We start from the raw sequence: 18,678 nt of genomic DNA, 5'->3' as shown, positions 1-18,678 counted from the left end.
TGCCCTATGTATGCTTATACCTCATTGCAGTCATTTTCCGCACGATTTGTTCCTCTCAGGATTACCCCCTCACTCATCGGGTGTTAGCGGCATTTTCAACAGCTATACAGATGACAGAGCGATCGCATCCTCAATACAAGTTTGAAACGCTGCAGGTTCATGCCGGTCAGAGGCCTGATCCCACGACAAAGTCGAGAGCAGTGCCTATCTATCAGACCACCTCCTATGTTTTTGACAGTGCCCGTCACGGTGCTGACCTTTTTGCCCTGAAGGAGTTCGGTAATATCTATACCCGGCTCATGAATCCGACGACCGATGTTCTTGAGCAGCGAGTTGCTGCACTTGAAGGGGGCAAGGCTGCCCTGGCGGTGGCAAGCGGTCATTCGGCACAGTTTATTGCTATTGCCACTCTCTGCCAGGCAGGTGACAATATCGTCTCCTCAAGTTATCTCTACGGAGGTACCTATAATCAGTTCAAGGTCTCTTTCCGTCGGCTCGGTATCGGTGTGAAGTTTGTTGACGGGTGTAACCCGGATGCATTCCGCAGTGCAATCGACAGCAGTACCAAGGCGCTCTATCTGGAATCGATCGGCAATCCGGCTTTTCATGTGCCTGATTTTGAGGCGATTTCGGCCATTGCGGCTGAACATGGCATCCCCCTGATTGTTGATAATACATTCGGCTGTTCCGGCTATCTTTGCCGTCCGCTTGAGTACGGAGCTTCGATTGTGGTGGAGTCTGCGACCAAATGGATCGGAGGACATGGAACCTCCATGGGTGGTATAATTGTTGACGGCGGAACCTTCAACTGGGGAAACGGAAAGTTTCCTCTGATCAGTGAGCCTTCAGAGGGCTATCACGGGTTGAAATTTCATGAAACGTTCGGGGATCTTGCTTTTATCATCAAGGCCCGGGTTGAGGGGCTGCGTGATATCGGCCCGGCGATCAGCCCGTTCAACTCTTTTATGCTCCTGCAGGGTCTGGAGACGCTCTCGCTCCGTGTTCAGCGGCATGCTGACAACTCAATGGAGCTTGCCCGCTGGCTTGAGGCGCACCCGGCGGTTGAGTGGGTGAACTATCCCGGTCTTGAAGGTCATCCTACCCATGAACTGGCAAAAAAATATCTGCAAAACGGATTCGGCGGCGTGTTGACCTTCGGTATCAGGGGCGGATACGAGCAGGCGGTCGGTTTTATCGACAGTGTGCAGCTTGCAAGCCATCTGGCCAATGTGGGTGATGCCAAAACGCTGGTGATTCATCCAGCCTCAACCACCCACCAGCAGCTTTCCAGAGAGGAGCAGGAGTCTGCGGGCGTATTTGCCGATATGGTCAGGGTCTCTCCGGGAATTGAACATATTGATGATATCAAGGCTGATTTTGAACAGGCATTTGCACAATTGAGAGGTGACGTATGAGAGCATATACCGATGTTATTTCCGGAAAAACGCATTTTTTCGATTCAAGTGAACCATATATCACCGAATTTGGAGCGGTGCTGCCTTCCCTGCGTGTGGCCTACAGGACATGGGGCACCCTCAATGCAGAGAGAGATAATGTGATCCTTGTCTGCCATGCTCTTACCGGTTCGGCTGATGCTGACGGATGGTGGGAGGGGATGTTTTCAAGAGGGGGCGCGTTTGATGAAACAACCGATTTTATTATTTGCAGCAATGTGCTCGGAAGTTGTTACGGTTCGACAGGTCCTGTTTCACTGAATCCGCTGACCGGTAAAAACTACGGGCCTGATTTCCCCCTGATTACGATCAGGGATATGGTGCATGTTCAGCGCCGGCTGCTTGCTGGACTCGGCATTGACCGGGTAAAACTTGCGGTTGGGGCCTCTCTTGGCGGGATGCAGGTGCTTGAGTGGGGGGTGCTCTATCCTGATGTTGTTCAGTCGCTGATGGCAATGGGGGCTTCAGGTCGACACTCAGCATGGTGTATTGCGCAGAGTGAAGCGCAGAGGCAGGCAATACGGGCTGACGGTGACTGGAATGACGGGTGGTACTCCAGGGAGCAGCCGCCTGCGGCAGGACTTGCTGCAGCAAGAATGATGGCTATGTGCACCTACCGCAGCTTCGAAAACTTTCAGACCCGGTTTGGTCGTGAACTGCAGAAGGGCACCACTTTCAAGGCTGAAAGCTATCTGCGCCATCAGGGACGCAAACTGGTAGAGCGATTTGATGCCAATACCTATATCACGCTCACCAGGGCGATGGATATGCATGATATTGGAAGGGGCCGGGGAGTCTATGAAGAGGTGCTCGGTTCAATGCCGATGCCGGTCGAGATTCTCTCGATCAATTCCGATGTTCTCTACCCGAAAGAGGAGCAGGAAGAGCTTGCCCGGTTTATTCCGAAATCAAGCATTCTCTACCTTGACGAACCCTATGGGCATGACGCTTTTCTGATTGATGTTGAAAAGGTGAGCCGCATGGTCAGGGAGTTTCTTGACGGAAGGGCAGTGGAGGAGCACTCCGCCGCCTGAGAAGGGGCGTATCGCAATACACCCCTGTGGAATATTTACGGTGCCGTGATCTCGTCAAAGCGGGTATAGTGCCTTAAAACCTCGGGGACTCTGATATTGCCTTCCGCTGTCTGGTAGTGCTCAAGGAGTGATACCATGAGGCGGGATGTTGCCAGCCCCGAACCGTTCAGGGTGTGCACGAACTCCGGTTTTGATTTGCCATTGGGTTTGAAACGGATGTTGGCGCGTCGAGCCTGGTAATCTTCGAAGTTTGAGCAGCTTGATGCTTCAAGGTATTTCTGTTCCGCCGGTGACCAGACCTCGATGTCATAGCATTTGGCGGCATTGGCGCTGATGTCCCCGCTGCAGAGGAGGAGAACCCGGTAGGGTATTTTCAGTGCAATGAGAATGGCTTCAGCGTTTCTGCGAATCTGTTCAAGTGCTTCATAGGACTCTTCAGGCCGGGTAAACTTTACCATCTCCACCTTGTTGAACTGGTGTACTCTCAGGAAGCCACGGGTATCCTTGCCGTAGCTGCCCGCTTCACGACGGAAACAGGCGGAGTAGGCGGCATAGGAGATCGGCAGAGCTCCGTTGTCAAGCATTTCCCCCCGGTGCAGGTTGGTGACCGGCACTTCGGCGGTGGGGATGGCGTAGAGGTCGTCCTCCTGCATATGATAGACCTGATCGGCGAACTTCGGCCACTGACCGGTTCCCCTCAGTGACTCCCTGTTGACAAAAAAAGGCGGAAAGACCTCGGTATAGCCGTGATTTTCCGTGTGCATGTCGAGCATAAAGTTGATCAGTGCCCGCTCAAGGCGTGCGCCTTTGCCGATGTAGGCGGGAAATCCTGCACCGCTCACCTTTGCACCCCGCTCAAAATCAAGGATGCCGAGTGCTTTGCCGAGCTCAAGGTGATTTTTTACCGGAAAATCAAGATTGTGTTCGAACGTTACCGGTTTACCAAAAACCTGGTTGTCCGCAGCGCTTTTTCCTTCGGGAACCGACGAATCGAGTTTGTTGGGTAGTGCAAGAAGAGTACTCTCGATCTCTTCCTCGAGCTGGCCGAGCCGGTTGTCCATCAGGGCAATCTCTTCTGAAACGGATTTCATCCGCACGATCAGCTCTTCTGCAGAGCCCTGCCCGCTTTTTTTTATGTCGGCCACCTCTTTTGAAACCTTGTTGCGCAGGGCTTTCTGATCGTCCGACCGCTGAACCAGCTCCTTGCGCTCTTTGTCAAGATCAAGAAGCTCCTGGAGTCTGGGCACTTCAACAGCCAGCTGGCGCTGGTGCAGCATATTCATGACTTCCACCTGATTCAGGCGGATATAGTTGATATCAAGCATGATGGTGAAAAGAGTGGGTTATGCTGAAAGCAGTGATTTTACGATCTGCTGAACCTTGGTGCCGTCAGCCTTGCCTTTGAGCGCTTTCATCGATTCGCCCATTACCCGGCCGATATCTTTCATGGATGAGGCTCCGGTTTTTGCGACGATCTCTTTAATGATGCTTTCTATTTCATCATCCGAAACCGGTTCGGGCAGATACTCTTCGATTACCTTGAGTTCTGACTGCTCTGTTTCTGCAAGATCGGGGCGGTTTCCTGCGGTAAACTGCTCAATGGCATCCCTCCGTTTTTTTGCCAGACTTACCAGTACTTCAATCTCCTGCTCATCGGTCAGTACACCCTTTCCTCCAACGCGGATTGATACCTCTTTTTCCAGCAGGGCAGCGCGAATGGAACGGATGGCGTTGAGGCGGTCTTTTGCACCGCTTTTAAGGGACTCCTTCAGGTCCCGATCTATAGTCTCTTTCAGGCTCATGGTGGTTTTCAATGGGTTGTATTCAACAAGAAGAATCTGAAAATACAGGAAAAAATGGTGCTTTCCCACTCAATCATTGATGTCTCCGCCGACGGGACGGATTACCAGCTCTTCTACCGATGTCCTGCCGGGAAGAAAGTAGGCATTGAGCAGGGCTGACGAGATCTCATCAGGTCGCATCATGACAGATTGCATCTCCTCCGGCAGCTCGCCCCACATTGGAGTATAGACTGCACCCGGCATGACATTGGTAATTCTGACGTTACACTCCCTGGCGTAAAGACGCAGCGTCTCAATCAGCCCTTTTTGACCGAACTTCGACATGCAGTAGATCGCTGAGCTTTTGAATGCTGTTTCGGCTGCAATGGAGGTTATAAAGAAAATATGGCCCGACCTGTTTTTCTCCATCGCAGCAAAGACCTTTTGTGTCAGGAAAAAAGTTCCTTTGAGGTTCGTCGATATGGTGTAGTCAAAATCCTCTTCGTGAAGCTCACCGAGAGGCTTGAATCGTCCGACACCGGCATTATTGATCAGGCAGTCAATGGTTCCGTATCGCTTGATTGTTGTTTCAACGAGCCGGTCTGTTTGTGATTTGTCTGCAATATCTATGGTGAAGAGTTCAGCAACGGCTCCATTTGCCCGGCATTCAGTTGCAACAGATTCAAGATCTGAAGCTGTCCTTGATACAAGAACAAGAATTGGCTCAAAACCGCTCTTCTCTATTGCTGTACGTGAAAAGTCCAGTGCGATTGCTTTCCCAATCCCTTTTCCTGCTCCGGTTATCATGATGATTTTTTTCATATATGAATTGTTTTGGTGATTATATATCTGTCATGTAATTATAGTGTAATATTGATTATATATAGCGGTAACTGCGGGTTTGAAGCGGCTAAATAAGTTGCTGTATATATAAAAAACGGAATAAATATAGTTATATTAACTACTAGCTATATATCCTTATAACGCCTGGGATGGTAGCAAGGTAGTGCTTTTATTCATAAAGATTTTGAGCTTTGCCAATCATCTGGTTTTTGAAGACTTTAACAGCGGATTATGATGGTTGTAGAGTGCAACTTCGGGATTTTCTTGCCTTCAAAAATGGTTTATAAAAGAAGGGTAGTCTTTTCTTCTGTGGCAAGATGGATAGAGCAATATCATAGCCTGTTATTTAGGGAATATCCGATTCGCGATTTTGCAAAGGATCGCATTGACGCATACTTAGACAATACCTTTTAATAATTGATACATCCCGGCTACCCGGGAGTGTCGACTTGACTAAAAACAAACGCCGTGCCGAATACTACTGATCTACCAAATGCGATAATTACCGGGACGAGTACAGCCAGCCTGACTGAGACGAATGCGGTACTGAAAGCAACTGGTGATTTGAATGTCTATGATATAGATAGTTCAGAGACTTTTGTTACCCAGTATAATGTGCCGGGTGATCATGCTTATGGTACATTTACCATCCGCAGGAACGGTGGTTGGACCTATACTTTGACTATTTGAATGCGGGTGATACACTTGTAGAAAGTTTTACGGTATCCACGGTAGACGGCACAACGGAGATCGTAACGGTTACGATAACGGGTACAAATGATGCCTTGACCACGAGTCAGATTATTACGCAACTTACCACGTCATGGGGTAGCGGACTTACCGGTTATACCTTTACCTGGCCGGCTGATTTATCTTCAATTTCCTACGCAATCAATGAGGGGACACCGACCAATGTGGCCGGTTTTACCCCTTCTGAAGGAGGTTCCAGTCTGGTTCAGATGTCAGCGCTCCAGGTTGCAACCGCCCGGCTCTCTTTTCAACTGCTTGATGATATCATGGCCAAATCATCAGGAGCTGACCATCGGCTGGTTCAAATCGCAGACCCATCAGCCAATATTACACTGAACTATTCGAGTAACACCGGGGGGGGGACCTATGCCATAAGTTTTGGAACCGTGGATACGGTCACCCGAAGCTTTTCCATAACAGCAGAACAGATCTGGTTAAACTCTGCCTGGAGCTCCAATAGTGATATCGGTATGAGTCTGGGCAGTTATGGCTTGTTTACCATGATCCATGAGATCGGACATGCTCTTGGTCTCTCCCACCCTGGCGTTTACGATGCAGGAAATGGCGGTACTATTACCTATCAGAATAACGCGGTGTTCGCGGAGGATAATCGTAAATATACGGTTATGTCCTATTTCGGGGGATATCTGCCAGGGTATGGCTGGTATCCGGATGGTACCTATTCCTCGTTTATATTTCCCCAGACCCCGATGCTCTATGATATTGCTGCCATTCAGGCTCTTCATGGTGCTGATACGGTAACCCGGGCCGGGGATACCATATATGGATTCAACTGCAATCTCGCTTCAACTGATGCCGAACGGCCGATTTATGACTTCACCTCCAATGCGACGCCAATTTTTACCATCTGGGATGCAGGCGGCATGGATACCATTGATTGCTCAGGCTATACAACACAACAGATTATCAATCTTAATCCCGGCACCTACTCCTCTTTAGGCGGTATGACTGAGAATGTTGCCATTGCTTTTGACTGCACGATTGAAAGAGCGGTTGGTGGTTCCGGTAATGATGTGCTTATCGGCAGCGCAGCACTGAATTATCTGAATGGCGGAAATGCCGGGGATTTCTATATCGTCAATAGGGCAGGAGATCATTTAGCCGCCGAATTTGCAGATACCGGAACCACAGGTTCTGATGAAGTCCGCTTTGCCTCAACAATTGAACATGATACCCTGACGCTCTTTGCCGGGGATACAGGCATAGAGCGTGTTGTGATCGGTACGGGAATCGGGATTAGCGGAGTGACTACCGGTACTACCGCTCTGGATGTGGATGTATCAGCAGTTTTGAATCCGATTGTTATTACCGGAAATGCCGGAGCCAATAAATTGACCGGTACAAACTATAACGATGTTCTTTATGGAGGAAAAGGGACAGATCTGCTCAACGGCGGAAATGGCTCGGATATCTATCACATCTTCTCTTCTGACGAACATACTTCTGCCGAATTTTCCGATACGGGAACAACAGGCAATGATAATGTGTTGTTTAGCTCAACAACAGCAAATGATACCCTGACTCTCTATGCCGGTGACACGGGGATTGAACGCGTGACAGCTAACGGTACATCGGCACTGAATATTGATGCATCCGGAGTGTTGAACGGCCTTCTCATTACCGGAAATGCGGCAAACAATATGTTGACCGGGACCTTCTACAGCGATTCCTATACTGGTGGATCAGGTGCAGATACCTTTATTTTTAATTATCAGCTACAACCGGTAATCAATAAAGATACCATTTTGGATTTCCAGTCGGGTTCAGATGTTCTTGCATTCAGCAAAGGGAGTTTTTCCGCGATAACCAGCTCTGCGGGTGGTTTGCTCAGCTCTGCAGAATTCTGGTCAGAAGCCGGAGCAACGGCTGGTCATGACAGTGACGACAGAATCATTTACGATTCGACCACAGGCAACCTGTATTATGATGATGATGGTAATGGAAGCGCAAGCGCACGACTTGTTGCGCTTATCGGCACAACAGCGCATCCACCAATGCTCTATACGGATATTTCGATAATCTCCTGAGCCAGGTCTGGTTTTCTGGGCCTTGTTTATATGTTTTATGTGAAATATTTTTGTTATATAAGTATATTGATGTAATATTGTGGTGATTGCTGTGGGTTTGTGAGGGTTTGGTGTGGGATGTGTGTATATTCTCTTTGTAAAGCAAAGTGTATGGTGGACGAAAAAACGGAATGGATTTTTCCTCATAATGATAAAGCACACTATTTATCATGGCAATCAGTAAGGTGAAATGGTTTGACGGCAAAAAGGGCTATGGCTTTATTTTGAATCCGGATGGCGGTGAGGATATTTTCGTTCATTTTTCAGCCATTCTTTCAGAACAGAGTTTCAAGGTGCTGAACCAGGATGCCGAAGTGGATTTCGAGCTTGATACAACCCGGAAAGGATTACAGGCAAAGAATGTTCGCGATATTTCCGGTATCAGTCAGTCAGAGGAACAGCATCCGCAGATTCAGTCATATGGCTAACGTGCTCCTGTTTTATACAAGCAGGGAGTTCTCCCGGAAGCTGAACCAGCCTGTATTGCCAATGATGATGTGATCAAGGAGATCGATCTGGATAAGTGCGCTTGCCTCTTTGAGAAGAGAGGTGACCTGCCGGTCTGCATTGCTTGGTTCAACATCTCCTGACGGGTGGTTATGTACTACAATGATTGCATGGGCACTCTCCCTTATTGCTGCTTTAAACACCTCTCTGGGGTGAATGAGTGATGCATTCAATGTCCCGATTGAGACAAGCTCGCTTTTGATGATCTGGTTTTTGGTGTTCAGGTGTAGCACAAAGAGGTGCTCTTTTTTCTCGTCCGGAATCCTTCCTGCCATATACTCAAAGACATCCCGTGCGGCCTGAATTTTTTTGTTCTGGTTGCGGCTGTAATGCAGCCGTTTGTTCAACTCAAAGATTGCTACAATCTGCATCGCCTTTGCCTCTCCGATTCCCCTTGTTTTCTGCAGCTCACTGATGGTTAAATCGCTCAGTTTTTCAAGCCCGACCCGCGCAATCAGCTCATTACAGGTGTCGACAATGTTATGATTTTTTGTGCCTGATCGCAGGATTATCGCCAGAAGCTCAGCGGGACTGAGTGAGGCCGGCCCGGTAGTAAGAAAGCGCTCTCTTGGCCTGTTCTCCGGGTCCAGATCGTGGATTCGCATAGTTCAGGTATTATGACTGGCTTGTGGTAAATAGATGGTTTACATGTAATATAAGCGTAATGATCTGCAACGCAAAAAGGAGACCCCATTTATCATCACATGCCAAAGCACGCACATCCGGGTTTCCGTAGAAAGATCAGAATCCTGGATGTGTGCTATTGTCAGGTTGCTTCTATGTGAGAACTGTTTTTTAAGCCTCGGGGAGAGCAGCTTTGACGGTGAAGAGGTGGTAGTTCATGCTGTCCTGAAGAGCCAGAAGGCTTGCTTCAATAATGTTGGTGGAAACACCGACCGTGCCCCAGGTGTTGCGGCCATTGCTGCTTTCGATCAGCACCCTCACCTTGGCGCTGGTGCCCCGCTTCTCTTCAAGCACACGGACCTTGTAGTCGATCAGCCTGATGGCCTTTATTTCAGGATAAAAATGAATAAGTGCCTTGCGCAGCGCCTTGTCGAGAGCGTTGACCGGACCGTCACCATCAGCGGCAATATGTTCTATCTCACCGCCCACCATCACCTTGAGAACGGCCTGATCGACATTTTTGGCACCCTTGCCGGATTCAATATGCACTTTGGTTTCAACTACCTCAAAGAACGGCTGGAAGCTGCCAAGCTCTTTCTGAAGGATCAGTTCAAACGAGGCTTCAGCGCCGTCAAACTGGTACCCTTTGTGTTCGAGTTCCTTGACATGGTTGACAATGTTCTTGATAACATCGCTTTTTTCGGGAATAGCTATGCCGAGCTCCTGGGCCTTGTAGCGGATGTTGCTCTGACCGGCAAGCTCCGAAACCAGAACCCTTTGGCGGTTACCGACCAGTGCAGGGTCGATATGCTCGTAGAGCGAACTCTCCTTCATGACCGCACTGACGTGGATGCCTCCCTTATGGGCAAATGCGGACTTTCCTACAAAGGGGGCCCTTGTGTTGGAAGGCATATTGAGAATCTCGTAGACAAACTTGGAGAGCTGAGTGAGCTTGCCGAGATTGTTTACTGAAGTGGAGGTGCCCTCAAGTTTCAGCATGATGTTCGGAATGATGCTGATGAGGTTGGCATTGCCGCATCGCTCACCGATACCGTTAATGGTGCCCTGCACATGGGTTGCACCCGCCTGGAGAGCCGCGATGGTATTTGCTACGGCAAGATCTCCGTCATTGTGGCTGTGGATCCCGACAGGGATGCCGGTAACCTGGAGAACATGGCGAACCATCTCGGTTACTTCATGCGGAAGTGAGCCTCCGTTGGTGTCGCAAAGGATGATTCTTGATGCACCGCCCTGAACTGCCGAGAGCAGCATTTTCAGCGCAAACGGCGGGTTATTTTTGTAACCGTCAAAAAAGTGTTCAGCATCAAAAAAAATCTCCCGACCTTCACTCTTGAGGAAAGAGACCGAGCGATAGATCAACTCGGCATTCTCCTCGTCTGAAATACCGAGACTTTTTTCGGAGTGGGCCTGCCAGGTTTTGCCGAATATGGTGATGACCGGAGTTTCTGACTGGAGGAGCCCCAGGAGATTGGGGTCGGTTTCAACACTTTTTGCAAAACGGGCGGTCGAACCGAACGAGCAGAGCTTTGCCTGTTTGAACTCCAGCTTGCGGGCTTTGATGAAAAACTCCTCATCCTTGGGATTACTGCTTGGCCATCCGCCCTCTATGTAATCCATGCCGAACTCATCAAGCCTCTCGGCAATAAGCAGCTTGTCCTGAACCGAAAGATTGATATGCTCACCCTGCGTTCCGTCGCGCAGGGTGGTGTCGTAAAGTTCTATTTTTCTTGATTGAACACTCATAAATCAGCTTTGCGCCATTAAATTTTCCTGTCGGGCATAAGCGAAAATTCCGCCGGCCTCAATGATGCTGAATACATCACCCAGAGCACTGAGTTTGTAGGTGACCTGGCGGTTCAGGTTTTCGATGGTGTTGGCTTTTACATCGATTTTCAGCTCATCACCGGTTTTGATAAGCTGGTTGAGCTGCTCAGCCGTCTCATAGGGGATAACAAAGCCCCCGTCTACACAGTTGCGATAAAAAATCCGCGCGTACGATTCCGCGATAATGGCTTTTGCACCGGCAACCTTCAGGGCGAACGGAGCGTGCTCCCTTGATGAGCCACAGCCGAAATTCGGGCCTGCAATGATGATGGTGTAGTCGGAGCTGAACTCTCCTTCACGGATGAAGGGGATATTCCCTTCCGGCAGTCCACCCTGTTCGGGAGGAACGCCTGAAAGGGCATATTTGCCGTAGAGCTTTACCTCTTCCGGATCGGAGAGGCTGTAGACAAGATGTTCGGCCGGAATAATCTGGTCGGTATCAATATTTTTGCCTAAAATATAGGCTTTGCCCTGAATGATGGTCTCCATAGTGGTAGTTGTTTCCTTACAAGTTCATAGTTGCCTGTTCCGCCGTTCAGAGAAAATCTCTAGGATCGGTGAGTTTGCCCGTAACTGCTGATGCTGCCGCTGTGAGCGGGGATGCCAGGTAGACTTCTGCATGTTTGCTGCCCATGCGTCCGGGGAAGTTGCGGTTGGTGGTTGAGACCACAAGGTCGTTATCTACCGACCGTCCGACCGTATCGGAAGGTCCGCCAAGGCACGCGGCGCATGAAGGCAGGGCGATGCTGCATCCTGCATCCTCAAAAATCTGCTTCAGGGTCACTCCCTCAAAGCGTTCGGTTTCAAGCGCTCTGGCAACAAGAACCGTAGCAGGTACAATGTTGGTGGTTACCGAAACCTTTTTTCCCTTCAGGATCTTTGCCGCCATCACAAAGTCGGTCAGTTTTCCACCTGTACACGATCCGATATAGGACTTGGTTATTTTCGTGCCCTGGACGCTTCTGACGGTGGCGCGGTTATCAGGGCTGTGCGGCTGTGCCACAACCGGCTCCAGTTCGCGGACATTGTAGTGATACTTGCTGTGATATTTTGCATCCGGATCGCTCCGGAAGATTTCGTATGGCTTCTGGCTTCTTGCCCTGACATAGCTTTCGGCGACACTGTCGGCAGCGATAATGCCGTTCATCCCTCCGGCTTCAATTGCCATATTGGTGAGGGTCATTCTCTCCTCCATAGGCAGTGAAAAAATTGCCTCTCCATCGAACTCCATTGCCTTGTAGGTAGCTCCATCGGTAGTGATATCGCCGAGAATCTGGAGAATCAAATCCTTTGCCGTGAGATATTCGGGCATAACGCCATCGAAGGTGAATTTGATGGATTCAGGGACTTTTTCCCAGAGCTTGCCGGTGCCGAGAATGAATGCGGCATCAGTGTTGCCGATACCGGTACCGAACATGCCGAATGCTCCTGACGTACAGGTGTGCGAATCGGTTCCGAAGAGCACGGTGCCGGGAATATTGAATCCCTCTTCGGCCAGGGCAACATGGCAGACGCCCTTGTAGCGATCGGAGCCGACATCATAGTAGTGGGGAAGATGCTGTTCGGCGGCAAACTGGCGCAACAAGTCGATGTTGCGGTGTGCATGCTCGTTGGCTGTGAAAATATAGTGGTCGGGCAGCACGACAACTTTTTGCGGATCCCACACTTTGGCGTCCGGTCCGAACTCCTGCTTGAAAATATCAAAAGTCGGAGGGCCGCAGACATCATGGGTAAGCAGGATGTCGACATTCAGCCATACGCTCTCTCCCGCATCGACAAATTTACGGTTGGCTGCCCTCGAAAGGATCTTCTGGGTTATGGTTTGTTGCATGGTTTCTTAAACCCCGTTATCTATGGTTTCTGTAGAGTTGTTTTCAAAATGATGCTGGCGCAGGCCGAGAGCCTGGAGATAGGCTTTGGCACTTGCCTCAATAATATCGGTCGAAACCCCTCTCCCGTTAAAGGATACATTGCGGTCCCTGATGCGTACCAGTGCCTCTCCGAGAGCCTGGCGGCCGGCAGTGGTTGAACGGACCGAGTAGGAGGTGACCATCGATTCAATGCCCAGTGCACGCTCAATGGCCCTGAAACAGGCATCGACAGGGCCGTCACCGGTAGCTGACTCTTCAAACACCTGTTCATTGTGTTTTATTCGCACGGTTGCCGTCGGAATCGAAGCGGTACCGCTGTTGATATGCAAATAGTCCAGTTCAAAAGCGCTTCCGGGTCTGGTCAGTTCGTCACCCATCAGCACCCTGAGATCGTCATCGTAGACCTCTTTCTTTTTGTCGGCTATATCGACAAACCGCCGGTATACCGCTTCAAGTTCAGCATCCTGCAGTTTGTAACCGAGAGCAAGAAGACGTGACTGCAATCCGTGCTTTCCGGAGTGACGGCCCAGCACAATACTTGTACGGGGTACGCCAACTGATTCGGGCGTCATCACCTCATAGGTCTCACGGTTTTTAAGCATGCCGTCCTGATGAATGCCCGACTCGTGAGAGAATGCGTTGTCGCCGACAATTGCCTTGTTTGGCTGGATAATGATGCCGGTAAAGGTCGAGACCATGCGGCTGGTGTTGTAAAGCTCTTCGGTGACGACACCGGTACAGAAGTTATGCAGGTCACTGCGCACTTTCAGCGCCATGACAATCTCCTCAAGCGATGCATTTCCCGCCCGTTCGCCGATACCGTTCATGGAACACTCCACCTGACGGGCACCGTGCTGGAGGGCGCTGAGGGTGTTGGCAACGGCAAGACCGAGGTCGTTATGGCAGTGGACGCTGATGACGGCATGTCCGATGTTGGGTACACTGTTCCGGAGACGCTCGATTTTCTCTCCGAACTCCGAGGGCCAGGTGTAGCCGGTCGTATCGGGAATGTTGACGGTTGTGGCACCGGCCGTTATAACCGCTTCAATAATCTCTGCCAGGTAACCTGGATCGGTGCGTCCCGCATCTTCAGCGGAAAATTCAATATCGCCGGTAAAGGTTTTGGCAAAGGCTACGGCATCAGCCGCCATTCTGAGAATGGTTTTGCGCTTCTCCTGCAGGGTAAGACCGTAGCGTTCGCTGCCGAATTTCCCTGAAATATGGATATCGGAGGTGCCGATAAAGGTATGGATTCGGGGCTTTCGCGCCTGCTGCAGGGCCTTCCATGCAGCAGTTATGTCGCCCTCAACAGCTCTTGCAAGGGCCGCTACTACCGCTTTCGATTCTGCCCCGACACGCTGTACGGCTTCAAGCTGCAGGGGAGAGGAGGCGGGAAAACCGGCCTCTATGACGTCAACGCCAAGCTTTTCAAGCTGCCGGGCAATCTCCACCTTCTCCTGCACATTCAGCGATGCGCCGGGTGATTGCTCCCCGTCGCGCAGTGTTGTGTCAAATACCAGAATCTTCTCTTTCACCGAATTCTCTCCGCCTACAGGTTGTTCAGGCGCCAAGATGGCGGACAATTGCCTCTGTCATCGCTGTTGTCGAAACTGTTTTCTCTCCCGGAGCGGCAATATCAGCCGTCCGCAGTCCCGATGCAAGTGTTGCCTCAATAGCCGCTTCAATCTCGCGGGCAATTGCCGGTTTGTTCAGCGAATGTTCAAACATCATCGCAACGGAAGCAATGGTGGCAATCGGGTTGGCAATATTACGGCCGGCAATATCGGGTGCGCTGCCGTGAATAGGCTCGTAGAGGGCATAGGTTGTGCCGATACTTGCCGAAGGGAGCATGCCGAGACTTCCGGTAATCATGCCCGCGATGTCACTCAGAATATCTCCAAAGAGATTGCCGGTAACAATAACATCAAACTGTTTCGGGTTACGAACAATCTGCATGGCTGCGTTATCGACATACATATCGCTCAGCTCCACATCAGCGTACTCCCTGTGGATTTCATGCACGACATCTCTCCAGAACTGGGAGACTTCAAGCACATTGGCCTTGTCGATGGAGATCACTTTCCCCTTGCGTTTCCTGGCGGCTTCAAAAGAGAGTCGGGCAATACGTTCCACCTCATAGCGCTCATAGACCATGGTGTTCCAGCCCCGGTTCTCATCGAATCCGCGAGGCTGACCGAAATAGATACCGCCGGTAAGCTCTCTGAAGACAAGAAAATCTGTGCCCTGAACCACTTCAGCCTTGAGCGATGATGCGTCAATAAGTGCATCGTAGACTTTTGCCGGTCTGAGATTGGCAAAGAGCTCGAGCTCCTTGCGGATTTTAAGCAGTGCAGCTTCCGGTTTGTGCTCGTGCGGCAGCTTCTCCCATTTCGGGCCGCCGACAGCGCCGAGCAGCACGGCATCACATTTTTTACAAGCCTCAAGCGTGGCACTCGTGAGCATCTCGCCATGCAGGTCATAGGAGGCTCCGCCGAACGGATGCTCCTCTATCACTACGTCAAAGCCATGTTTTTTCGAGAGCTGCTTCAATACAGCGACAGCTCCGGCAACTACCTCCGGGCCTATACCATCACCCGGTATGGATACGATCTTGTGCATGCTTCAGTCGGATTCTGTTATTTTTTAATCAGCCAGCTCATCATTTCGCGCAGTTTGGCGCCGACCTTCTCGATCGAATGGCCGCTGTTTTCCGCTCTGAGCTTGTTGAGATTTTTGTAGCCGCCGTTGCACTCGTCAATAAACTCCCTGGCGAAACGGCCATCCTGTACCTCCTCAAGAATCTTTTTCATCTCGGCCTTGACCGCAGGGGTGATAAGGCGGGGTCCGCGGGTCATGCCGCCGTACTCGGCTGTATCGCTTACGGAGTAGTTCATTCTCGACAGGCCACCTTCATAATAGAGATCCACAATCAGTTTCAGCTCGTGCATGCACTCAAAGTAGGCAAGCTCTTCAGGGTATCCGGCTTCAACAAGGGTTTCAAATCCGGCCTTGATCAGTTCGGCTGAACCGCCGCAGAGTACTGCCTGCTCACCGAAAAGATCGGTCTCGGTTTCATTCTTGATGGAGGTTTCAATGACGCCTGCTTTCGTGCCGCCAAGAGCTTTTGCCCATGCAAGTGCCTGCTGTTTGGCCTCACCGGTATAGTCCTGATGAACCGCAATAAGACAGGGAACACCGTTACCCTGGGTAAAGGTCCGACGAACAAGATGGCCCGGGCTTTTCGGCGCAATCATGATGACGTTGATGGTCTCTGCCGGAACAATCTGTTTGTAGTGAATATTGAATCCATGAGCAAAAGCAAGGGTGTTGCCCGCTACAAGGTTTGGCAGAATCTCACTCTCATAGATCGCCTTCTGGGTCTGGTCGGGAAGCAGTACCATGACAATGTCAGCCCACTTGACCGCTTCAGCCACGGTATTGACCTGCAGGCCGGCTTCGCGTGCTTTGGCCGCCGAAGAGCTGTCGCTGCGAAGACCGACGCAGACGTTCAGTCCGCTCTCCTTGAGGTTCAGGGCATGAGCATGGCCCTGGCTGCCGTAACCGAGAATTGCAATATTTTTTCCCTGCAGATAACCGAGATCGGCATCCTGGTCATAATAAACGTTCATCTCTGAAATAGTTTTGATTGATAATTACAGTAAAAATGGTTTCACTCTCCCCGCTGGATCGCAACAGCCCCGGAACGGGCAAGTTCCCTGATGCCGTACGGCCTGAAGATATCAATAGTTGTGTTGATCTTGTCGGGAGTGCCGATGACCTCAATAGTAATTGATTTTTGTTTTATATCCACGACTTTTCCCTTAAAAACATTGATCAGCTCAAAAATCTCATGCTGCACGCTTTTGCCGAGTTTCAGGGTCATCAGAAGCAGCTCCCGTTCAACATGAGGCTGTTTTGTCAGATCGGTAACCTTGATCGTATCAATCAGCCGGTTGAGCTGTTTGACTACCTGGCTGATGATCTGGTCGTCACCCCGTGTTACAATGGTCATGCGTGAGATTTCGCTGTCCTCGGTCTCTCCGATGGATATACTTTCGAGGTTGAAGCCGCGTGCGCTGAACATGGCGGCAACCCTGTTGAGGGTGCCGAACTTGTTTTCAACCAGTACAGAAATAAGATGTTTCATAGTCCGATTCAAACCATTGTTTTTGGATTTAACCTTGCCAGGAGCATATCTGAAATGGAGCCTCCTGCAGGGACCATAGGGAAGACCATATCTTTTTTGACAACCCTGAACTCAACAAGCACCGGCCCGTCATTCCATGCAAGGGCTTCACTGACTGCGGCCCTGGCGGCAGCAGGGGTTTCAGCAAGGAGTGCTTTGCAACCGAATGCCTCGGCAACCTTGACAAAGTCGGGGTTGCTGTCACCCAGATCGGTAAAAGAGTATTTCTCCTTATGGAACAGCTCCTGCCACTGGCGTACCATTCCGAGATAGCTGTTGTTGATAAGGAAGATCTTGACCGGAAGTTTATGGTGAACAGCGGTCACAAGCTCCTGCACATTCATCATGAATCCTCCGTCTCCGCAGAAGAGCACAACGGGCCGGTCCTTGATGCCGAAAGCTGCACCGATGGCCGCCGGCAGGCCGTAACCCATCGTGCCGAGTCCTCCGCTGGTGATGATGGATCGCGGATTGATGAATTTGAAATACTGCGATGTCCACATCTGATGCTGGCCGACATCGGTAACAACAACCGCATTGCCGGCGGTCTGTTTTGAGACCTCTTCAATAACAAACTCGGTTCTGAGTGTCTGCTCATCGTAACTGTAGCTTAACGGGCAGCTCTCCCTCCATGAGTTGATCTGCTCAAGCCAGGGTTCGCGGTTCGCCGACTTCTCCGGCATAACCTCACGCAGTGAAGCGAGAAAGTGTCTGGCATCGCCGACAATCGGCAGATCAACCTTGACATTTTTATCGACATTGGTAGGATCAATGTCATTATGAATCTTGTAAGCCTGGGGCGCGAACGTCTCGATTTTTCCGGTTACCCGGTCATCAAAGCGGGCGCCGACGGCAATCAGAAGATCGCAGTTGTTGACAGCCTGATTGGCCCAGTAGGTACCGTGCATACCGAGCATCCCCATGCTGAGCGGATGGTTTGCAGGGAATGCGCCCAGTCCCTGAAGGGTCATGGTGACCGGTATGTTCTGTTCTATAGCAAAAGCCCGAAGCTCTTCCGATGCCTCTGCGCTGATCACTCCGCCACCGATATAGAGAAGCGGACGTTTTGCCTGCGCGATTTTCTGGGCAGCTTTCTCGACCTGGTTCAAATGACAAATGAGCGTTGGCTTGAAGCCCCGGATATCAACGGTTTCAGGCCAGTGGAACGGGCATGAGGCATTCAGCACATCTTTCGGCATATCGATAAGAACCGGACCCGGTCTGCCGGTAGTAGCAAGGAAAAACGCCTTGCGGATGGTCAGGGCAAGCTCCCTGACATCCTTTACAAGGAAGTTGTGTTTCGTTATCGAACGGGTAATGCCGACAATATCGGCCTCCTGAAAGGCATCGTTGCCGATCAGTGAGCTTGGGACCTGCCCGGTAAAGACCACCATCGGAGATGAGTCCATATAGGCATTGGCAATACCGGTAACGGTGTTTGTTGCGCCGGGTCCGGAGGTGACAAGTACAACACCCGGTTTGCCGGTGGCACGGGCATAACCCTCAGCCATGTGGGTAGCACCCTGTTCATGGCGTACAAGGATGTGCTCTATATCTTTAACGTCATGGAGCGTTTCATAGACTTTCAGCAGCGATCCGCCTGGATAGCCGAAAATATATTCAACGTGTTCGCGCCGCAGACATTCAAAAAATATCTCTGAACCATTAAGTGTTTGGTCTGAAGAGTGCATAGCTC

At 50.6% G+C, this 18,678-nt stretch carries 16 protein-coding genes and 1 pseudogene; 5 read left to right on the top strand and 12 right to left on the bottom strand.

Going from position 1 to position 18,678, the window contains the following annotated elements; all coding sequences use genetic code 11:
* Positions 1-110 precede the first annotated feature (110 nt).
* Both BOO20_RS02105 and metX read left to right on the top strand, forming a co-directional pair.
* Positions 111-1,415, top strand: a complete 1,305-nt coding sequence (locus BOO20_RS02105) for an O-acetylhomoserine aminocarboxypropyltransferase/cysteine synthase family protein (RefSeq protein WP_076790037.1) — start codon at positions 111-113, stop codon at positions 1,413-1,415.
* Positions 1,412-2,488, top strand: coding sequence for a homoserine O-acetyltransferase (metX, locus tag BOO20_RS02100; protein WP_076790034.1), 1,077 nt, complete (start codon positions 1,412-1,414; stop codon positions 2,486-2,488). Before BOO20_RS02105 ends, metX begins: the two co-directional genes overlap by 4 nt.
* 35 nt (positions 2,489-2,523) lie before the next feature.
* Here the strand turns inward: metX and serS are convergent, their stop codons facing one another.
* The 3 genes from serS to BOO20_RS02085 all read right to left on the bottom strand — a co-directional run bounded on the left by serS (position 2,524) and on the right by BOO20_RS02085 (position 5,091).
* Positions 2,524-3,813 carry a serine--tRNA ligase gene (serS, locus tag BOO20_RS02095; RefSeq protein ID WP_076790031.1) on the bottom strand — a complete coding sequence of 430 codons (1,290 nt, stop codon included), beginning with the start codon at positions 3,811-3,813 and terminating at the stop codon, positions 2,524-2,526.
* A gap of 18 nt (positions 3,814-3,831) precedes the next feature.
* Complete coding sequence (locus BOO20_RS02090; protein ID WP_076790101.1) at positions 3,832-4,290, bottom strand: GatB/YqeY domain-containing protein; 459 nt, start codon at positions 4,288-4,290, stop codon at positions 3,832-3,834.
* Between the two features lie 69 nt (positions 4,291-4,359).
* Positions 4,360-5,091, bottom strand: coding sequence for an SDR family oxidoreductase (locus BOO20_RS02085; protein WP_076790028.1), 732 nt, complete (start codon positions 5,089-5,091; stop codon positions 4,360-4,362).
* A 489-nt stretch (positions 5,092-5,580) separates the two neighbouring features.
* Between BOO20_RS02085 and BOO20_RS13300 the strand changes: the two are divergent.
* From BOO20_RS13300 to BOO20_RS02070, 3 genes and pseudogenes are all read left to right on the top strand, one after another.
* Positions 5,581-5,858 (top strand): annotated as a pseudogene (locus BOO20_RS13300) (VCBS domain-containing protein); the annotation flags it as partial.
* A 213-nt stretch (positions 5,859-6,071) separates the two neighbouring features.
* Entirely contained in the window at positions 6,072-7,910 is a 1,839-nt protein-coding gene (locus BOO20_RS02075) for a M10 family metallopeptidase C-terminal domain-containing protein (RefSeq protein ID WP_368665415.1), read from the top strand.
* A gap of 209 nt (positions 7,911-8,119) precedes the next feature.
* Entirely contained in the window at positions 8,120-8,377 is a 258-nt protein-coding gene (locus BOO20_RS02070) for a cold-shock protein (RefSeq protein WP_076790019.1), read from the top strand.
* 12 nt (positions 8,378-8,389) lie between these two features.
* Here the strand turns inward: BOO20_RS02070 and radC are convergent, their stop codons facing one another.
* The 9 genes from radC to ilvB all read right to left on the bottom strand — a co-directional run bounded on the left by radC (position 8,390) and on the right by ilvB (position 18,673).
* Complete coding sequence (gene radC, locus BOO20_RS02065; protein WP_076790017.1) at positions 8,390-9,061, bottom strand: DNA repair protein RadC; 672 nt, start codon at positions 9,059-9,061, stop codon at positions 8,390-8,392.
* Positions 9,062-9,251: 190 nt separating this feature from the next.
* A complete protein-coding gene (gene cimA / locus BOO20_RS02060) occupies positions 9,252-10,844 on the bottom strand; it encodes a citramalate synthase (RefSeq protein ID WP_076790013.1) in 1,593 nt (530 codons plus the stop codon).
* Between the two features lie 3 nt (positions 10,845-10,847).
* Positions 10,848-11,414 carry a 3-isopropylmalate dehydratase gene (locus BOO20_RS02055; RefSeq protein WP_076790010.1) on the bottom strand — a complete coding sequence of 189 codons (567 nt, stop codon included), beginning with the start codon at positions 11,412-11,414 and terminating at the stop codon, positions 10,848-10,850.
* A gap of 46 nt (positions 11,415-11,460) precedes the next feature.
* A complete protein-coding gene (locus tag BOO20_RS02050) occupies positions 11,461-12,756 on the bottom strand; it encodes a 3-isopropylmalate dehydratase large subunit (RefSeq protein WP_076790007.1) in 1,296 nt (431 codons plus the stop codon).
* A gap of 6 nt (positions 12,757-12,762) precedes the next feature.
* The gene (locus BOO20_RS02045; RefSeq protein WP_076790098.1) at positions 12,763-14,331 is read right to left on the bottom strand and encodes a 2-isopropylmalate synthase; all 1,569 of its coding nucleotides are present in this window, start codon (positions 14,329-14,331) and stop codon (positions 12,763-12,765) included.
* Between the two features lie 25 nt (positions 14,332-14,356).
* Positions 14,357-15,415, bottom strand: coding sequence for a 3-isopropylmalate dehydrogenase (gene leuB / locus BOO20_RS02040; RefSeq protein WP_076790004.1), 1,059 nt, complete (start codon positions 15,413-15,415; stop codon positions 14,357-14,359).
* A 17-nt stretch (positions 15,416-15,432) separates the two neighbouring features.
* Positions 15,433-16,425 carry a ketol-acid reductoisomerase gene (ilvC, locus tag BOO20_RS02035; protein WP_076790001.1) on the bottom strand — a complete coding sequence of 331 codons (993 nt, stop codon included), beginning with the start codon at positions 16,423-16,425 and terminating at the stop codon, positions 15,433-15,435.
* A 41-nt stretch (positions 16,426-16,466) separates the two neighbouring features.
* Positions 16,467-16,943 (bottom strand): acetolactate synthase small subunit, encoded by a 477-nt coding sequence (gene ilvN, locus BOO20_RS02030; protein WP_076789999.1) that lies wholly within the window; start codon positions 16,941-16,943, stop codon positions 16,467-16,469.
* A gap of 8 nt (positions 16,944-16,951) precedes the next feature.
* Positions 16,952-18,673, bottom strand: coding sequence for a biosynthetic-type acetolactate synthase large subunit (gene ilvB / locus BOO20_RS02025; RefSeq protein ID WP_076789996.1), 1,722 nt, complete (start codon positions 18,671-18,673; stop codon positions 16,952-16,954).
* Positions 18,674-18,678 lie beyond the last annotated feature (5 nt).

The organism is Chlorobium sp. KB01 (assembly GCF_001975465.1).
In the GTDB taxonomy this organism is placed as follows: Bacteria; Bacteroidota; Chlorobiia; order Chlorobiales; family Chlorobiaceae; genus Chlorobium.
Note: the sequence above shows the minus strand (reverse complement) of the source record. Positions and strands in the feature narration are given on the sequence as shown.

Bases quoted from the DNA above. Each gene is read 5' to 3' on its own strand.
- BOO20_RS02105 (WP_076790037.1), top strand. From the start codon at position 111: ATGACAGAGCGATCGCATCCTCAATACAAGTTTGAAACGCTGCAGGTT.
- metX (WP_076790034.1), top strand. From the start codon at position 1,412: ATGAGAGCATATACCGATGTTATTTCCGGAAAAACGCATTTTTTCGAT.
- serS (WP_076790031.1), bottom strand. From the start codon at position 3,813: ATGCTTGATATCAACTATATCCGCCTGAATCAGGTGGAAGTCATGAAT.
- BOO20_RS02090 (WP_076790101.1), bottom strand. From the start codon at position 4,290: ATGAGCCTGAAAGAGACTATAGATCGGGACCTGAAGGAGTCCCTTAAA.
- BOO20_RS02085 (WP_076790028.1), bottom strand. From the start codon at position 5,091: ATGAAAAAAATCATCATGATAACCGGAGCAGGAAAAGGGATTGGGAAA.
- BOO20_RS02075 (WP_368665415.1), top strand. From the start codon at position 6,072: ATGTCAGCGCTCCAGGTTGCAACCGCCCGGCTCTCTTTTCAACTGCTT.
- BOO20_RS02070 (WP_076790019.1), top strand. From the start codon at position 8,120: ATGGCAATCAGTAAGGTGAAATGGTTTGACGGCAAAAAGGGCTATGGC.
- radC (WP_076790017.1), bottom strand. From the start codon at position 9,061: ATGCGAATCCACGATCTGGACCCGGAGAACAGGCCAAGAGAGCGCTTT.
- cimA (WP_076790013.1), bottom strand. From the start codon at position 10,844: ATGAGTGTTCAATCAAGAAAAATAGAACTTTACGACACCACCCTGCGC.
- BOO20_RS02055 (WP_076790010.1), bottom strand. From the start codon at position 11,414: ATGGAGACCATCATTCAGGGCAAAGCCTATATTTTAGGCAAAAATATT.
- BOO20_RS02050 (WP_076790007.1), bottom strand. From the start codon at position 12,756: ATGCAACAAACCATAACCCAGAAGATCCTTTCGAGGGCAGCCAACCGT.
- leuB (WP_076790004.1), bottom strand. From the start codon at position 15,415: ATGCACAAGATCGTATCCATACCGGGTGATGGTATAGGCCCGGAGGTA.
- ilvC (WP_076790001.1), bottom strand. From the start codon at position 16,425: ATGAACGTTTATTATGACCAGGATGCCGATCTCGGTTATCTGCAGGGA.
- ilvN (WP_076789999.1), bottom strand. From the start codon at position 16,943: ATGAAACATCTTATTTCTGTACTGGTTGAAAACAAGTTCGGCACCCTC.
- ilvB (WP_076789996.1), bottom strand. From the start codon at position 18,673: ATGCACTCTTCAGACCAAACACTTAATGGTTCAGAGATATTTTTTGAA.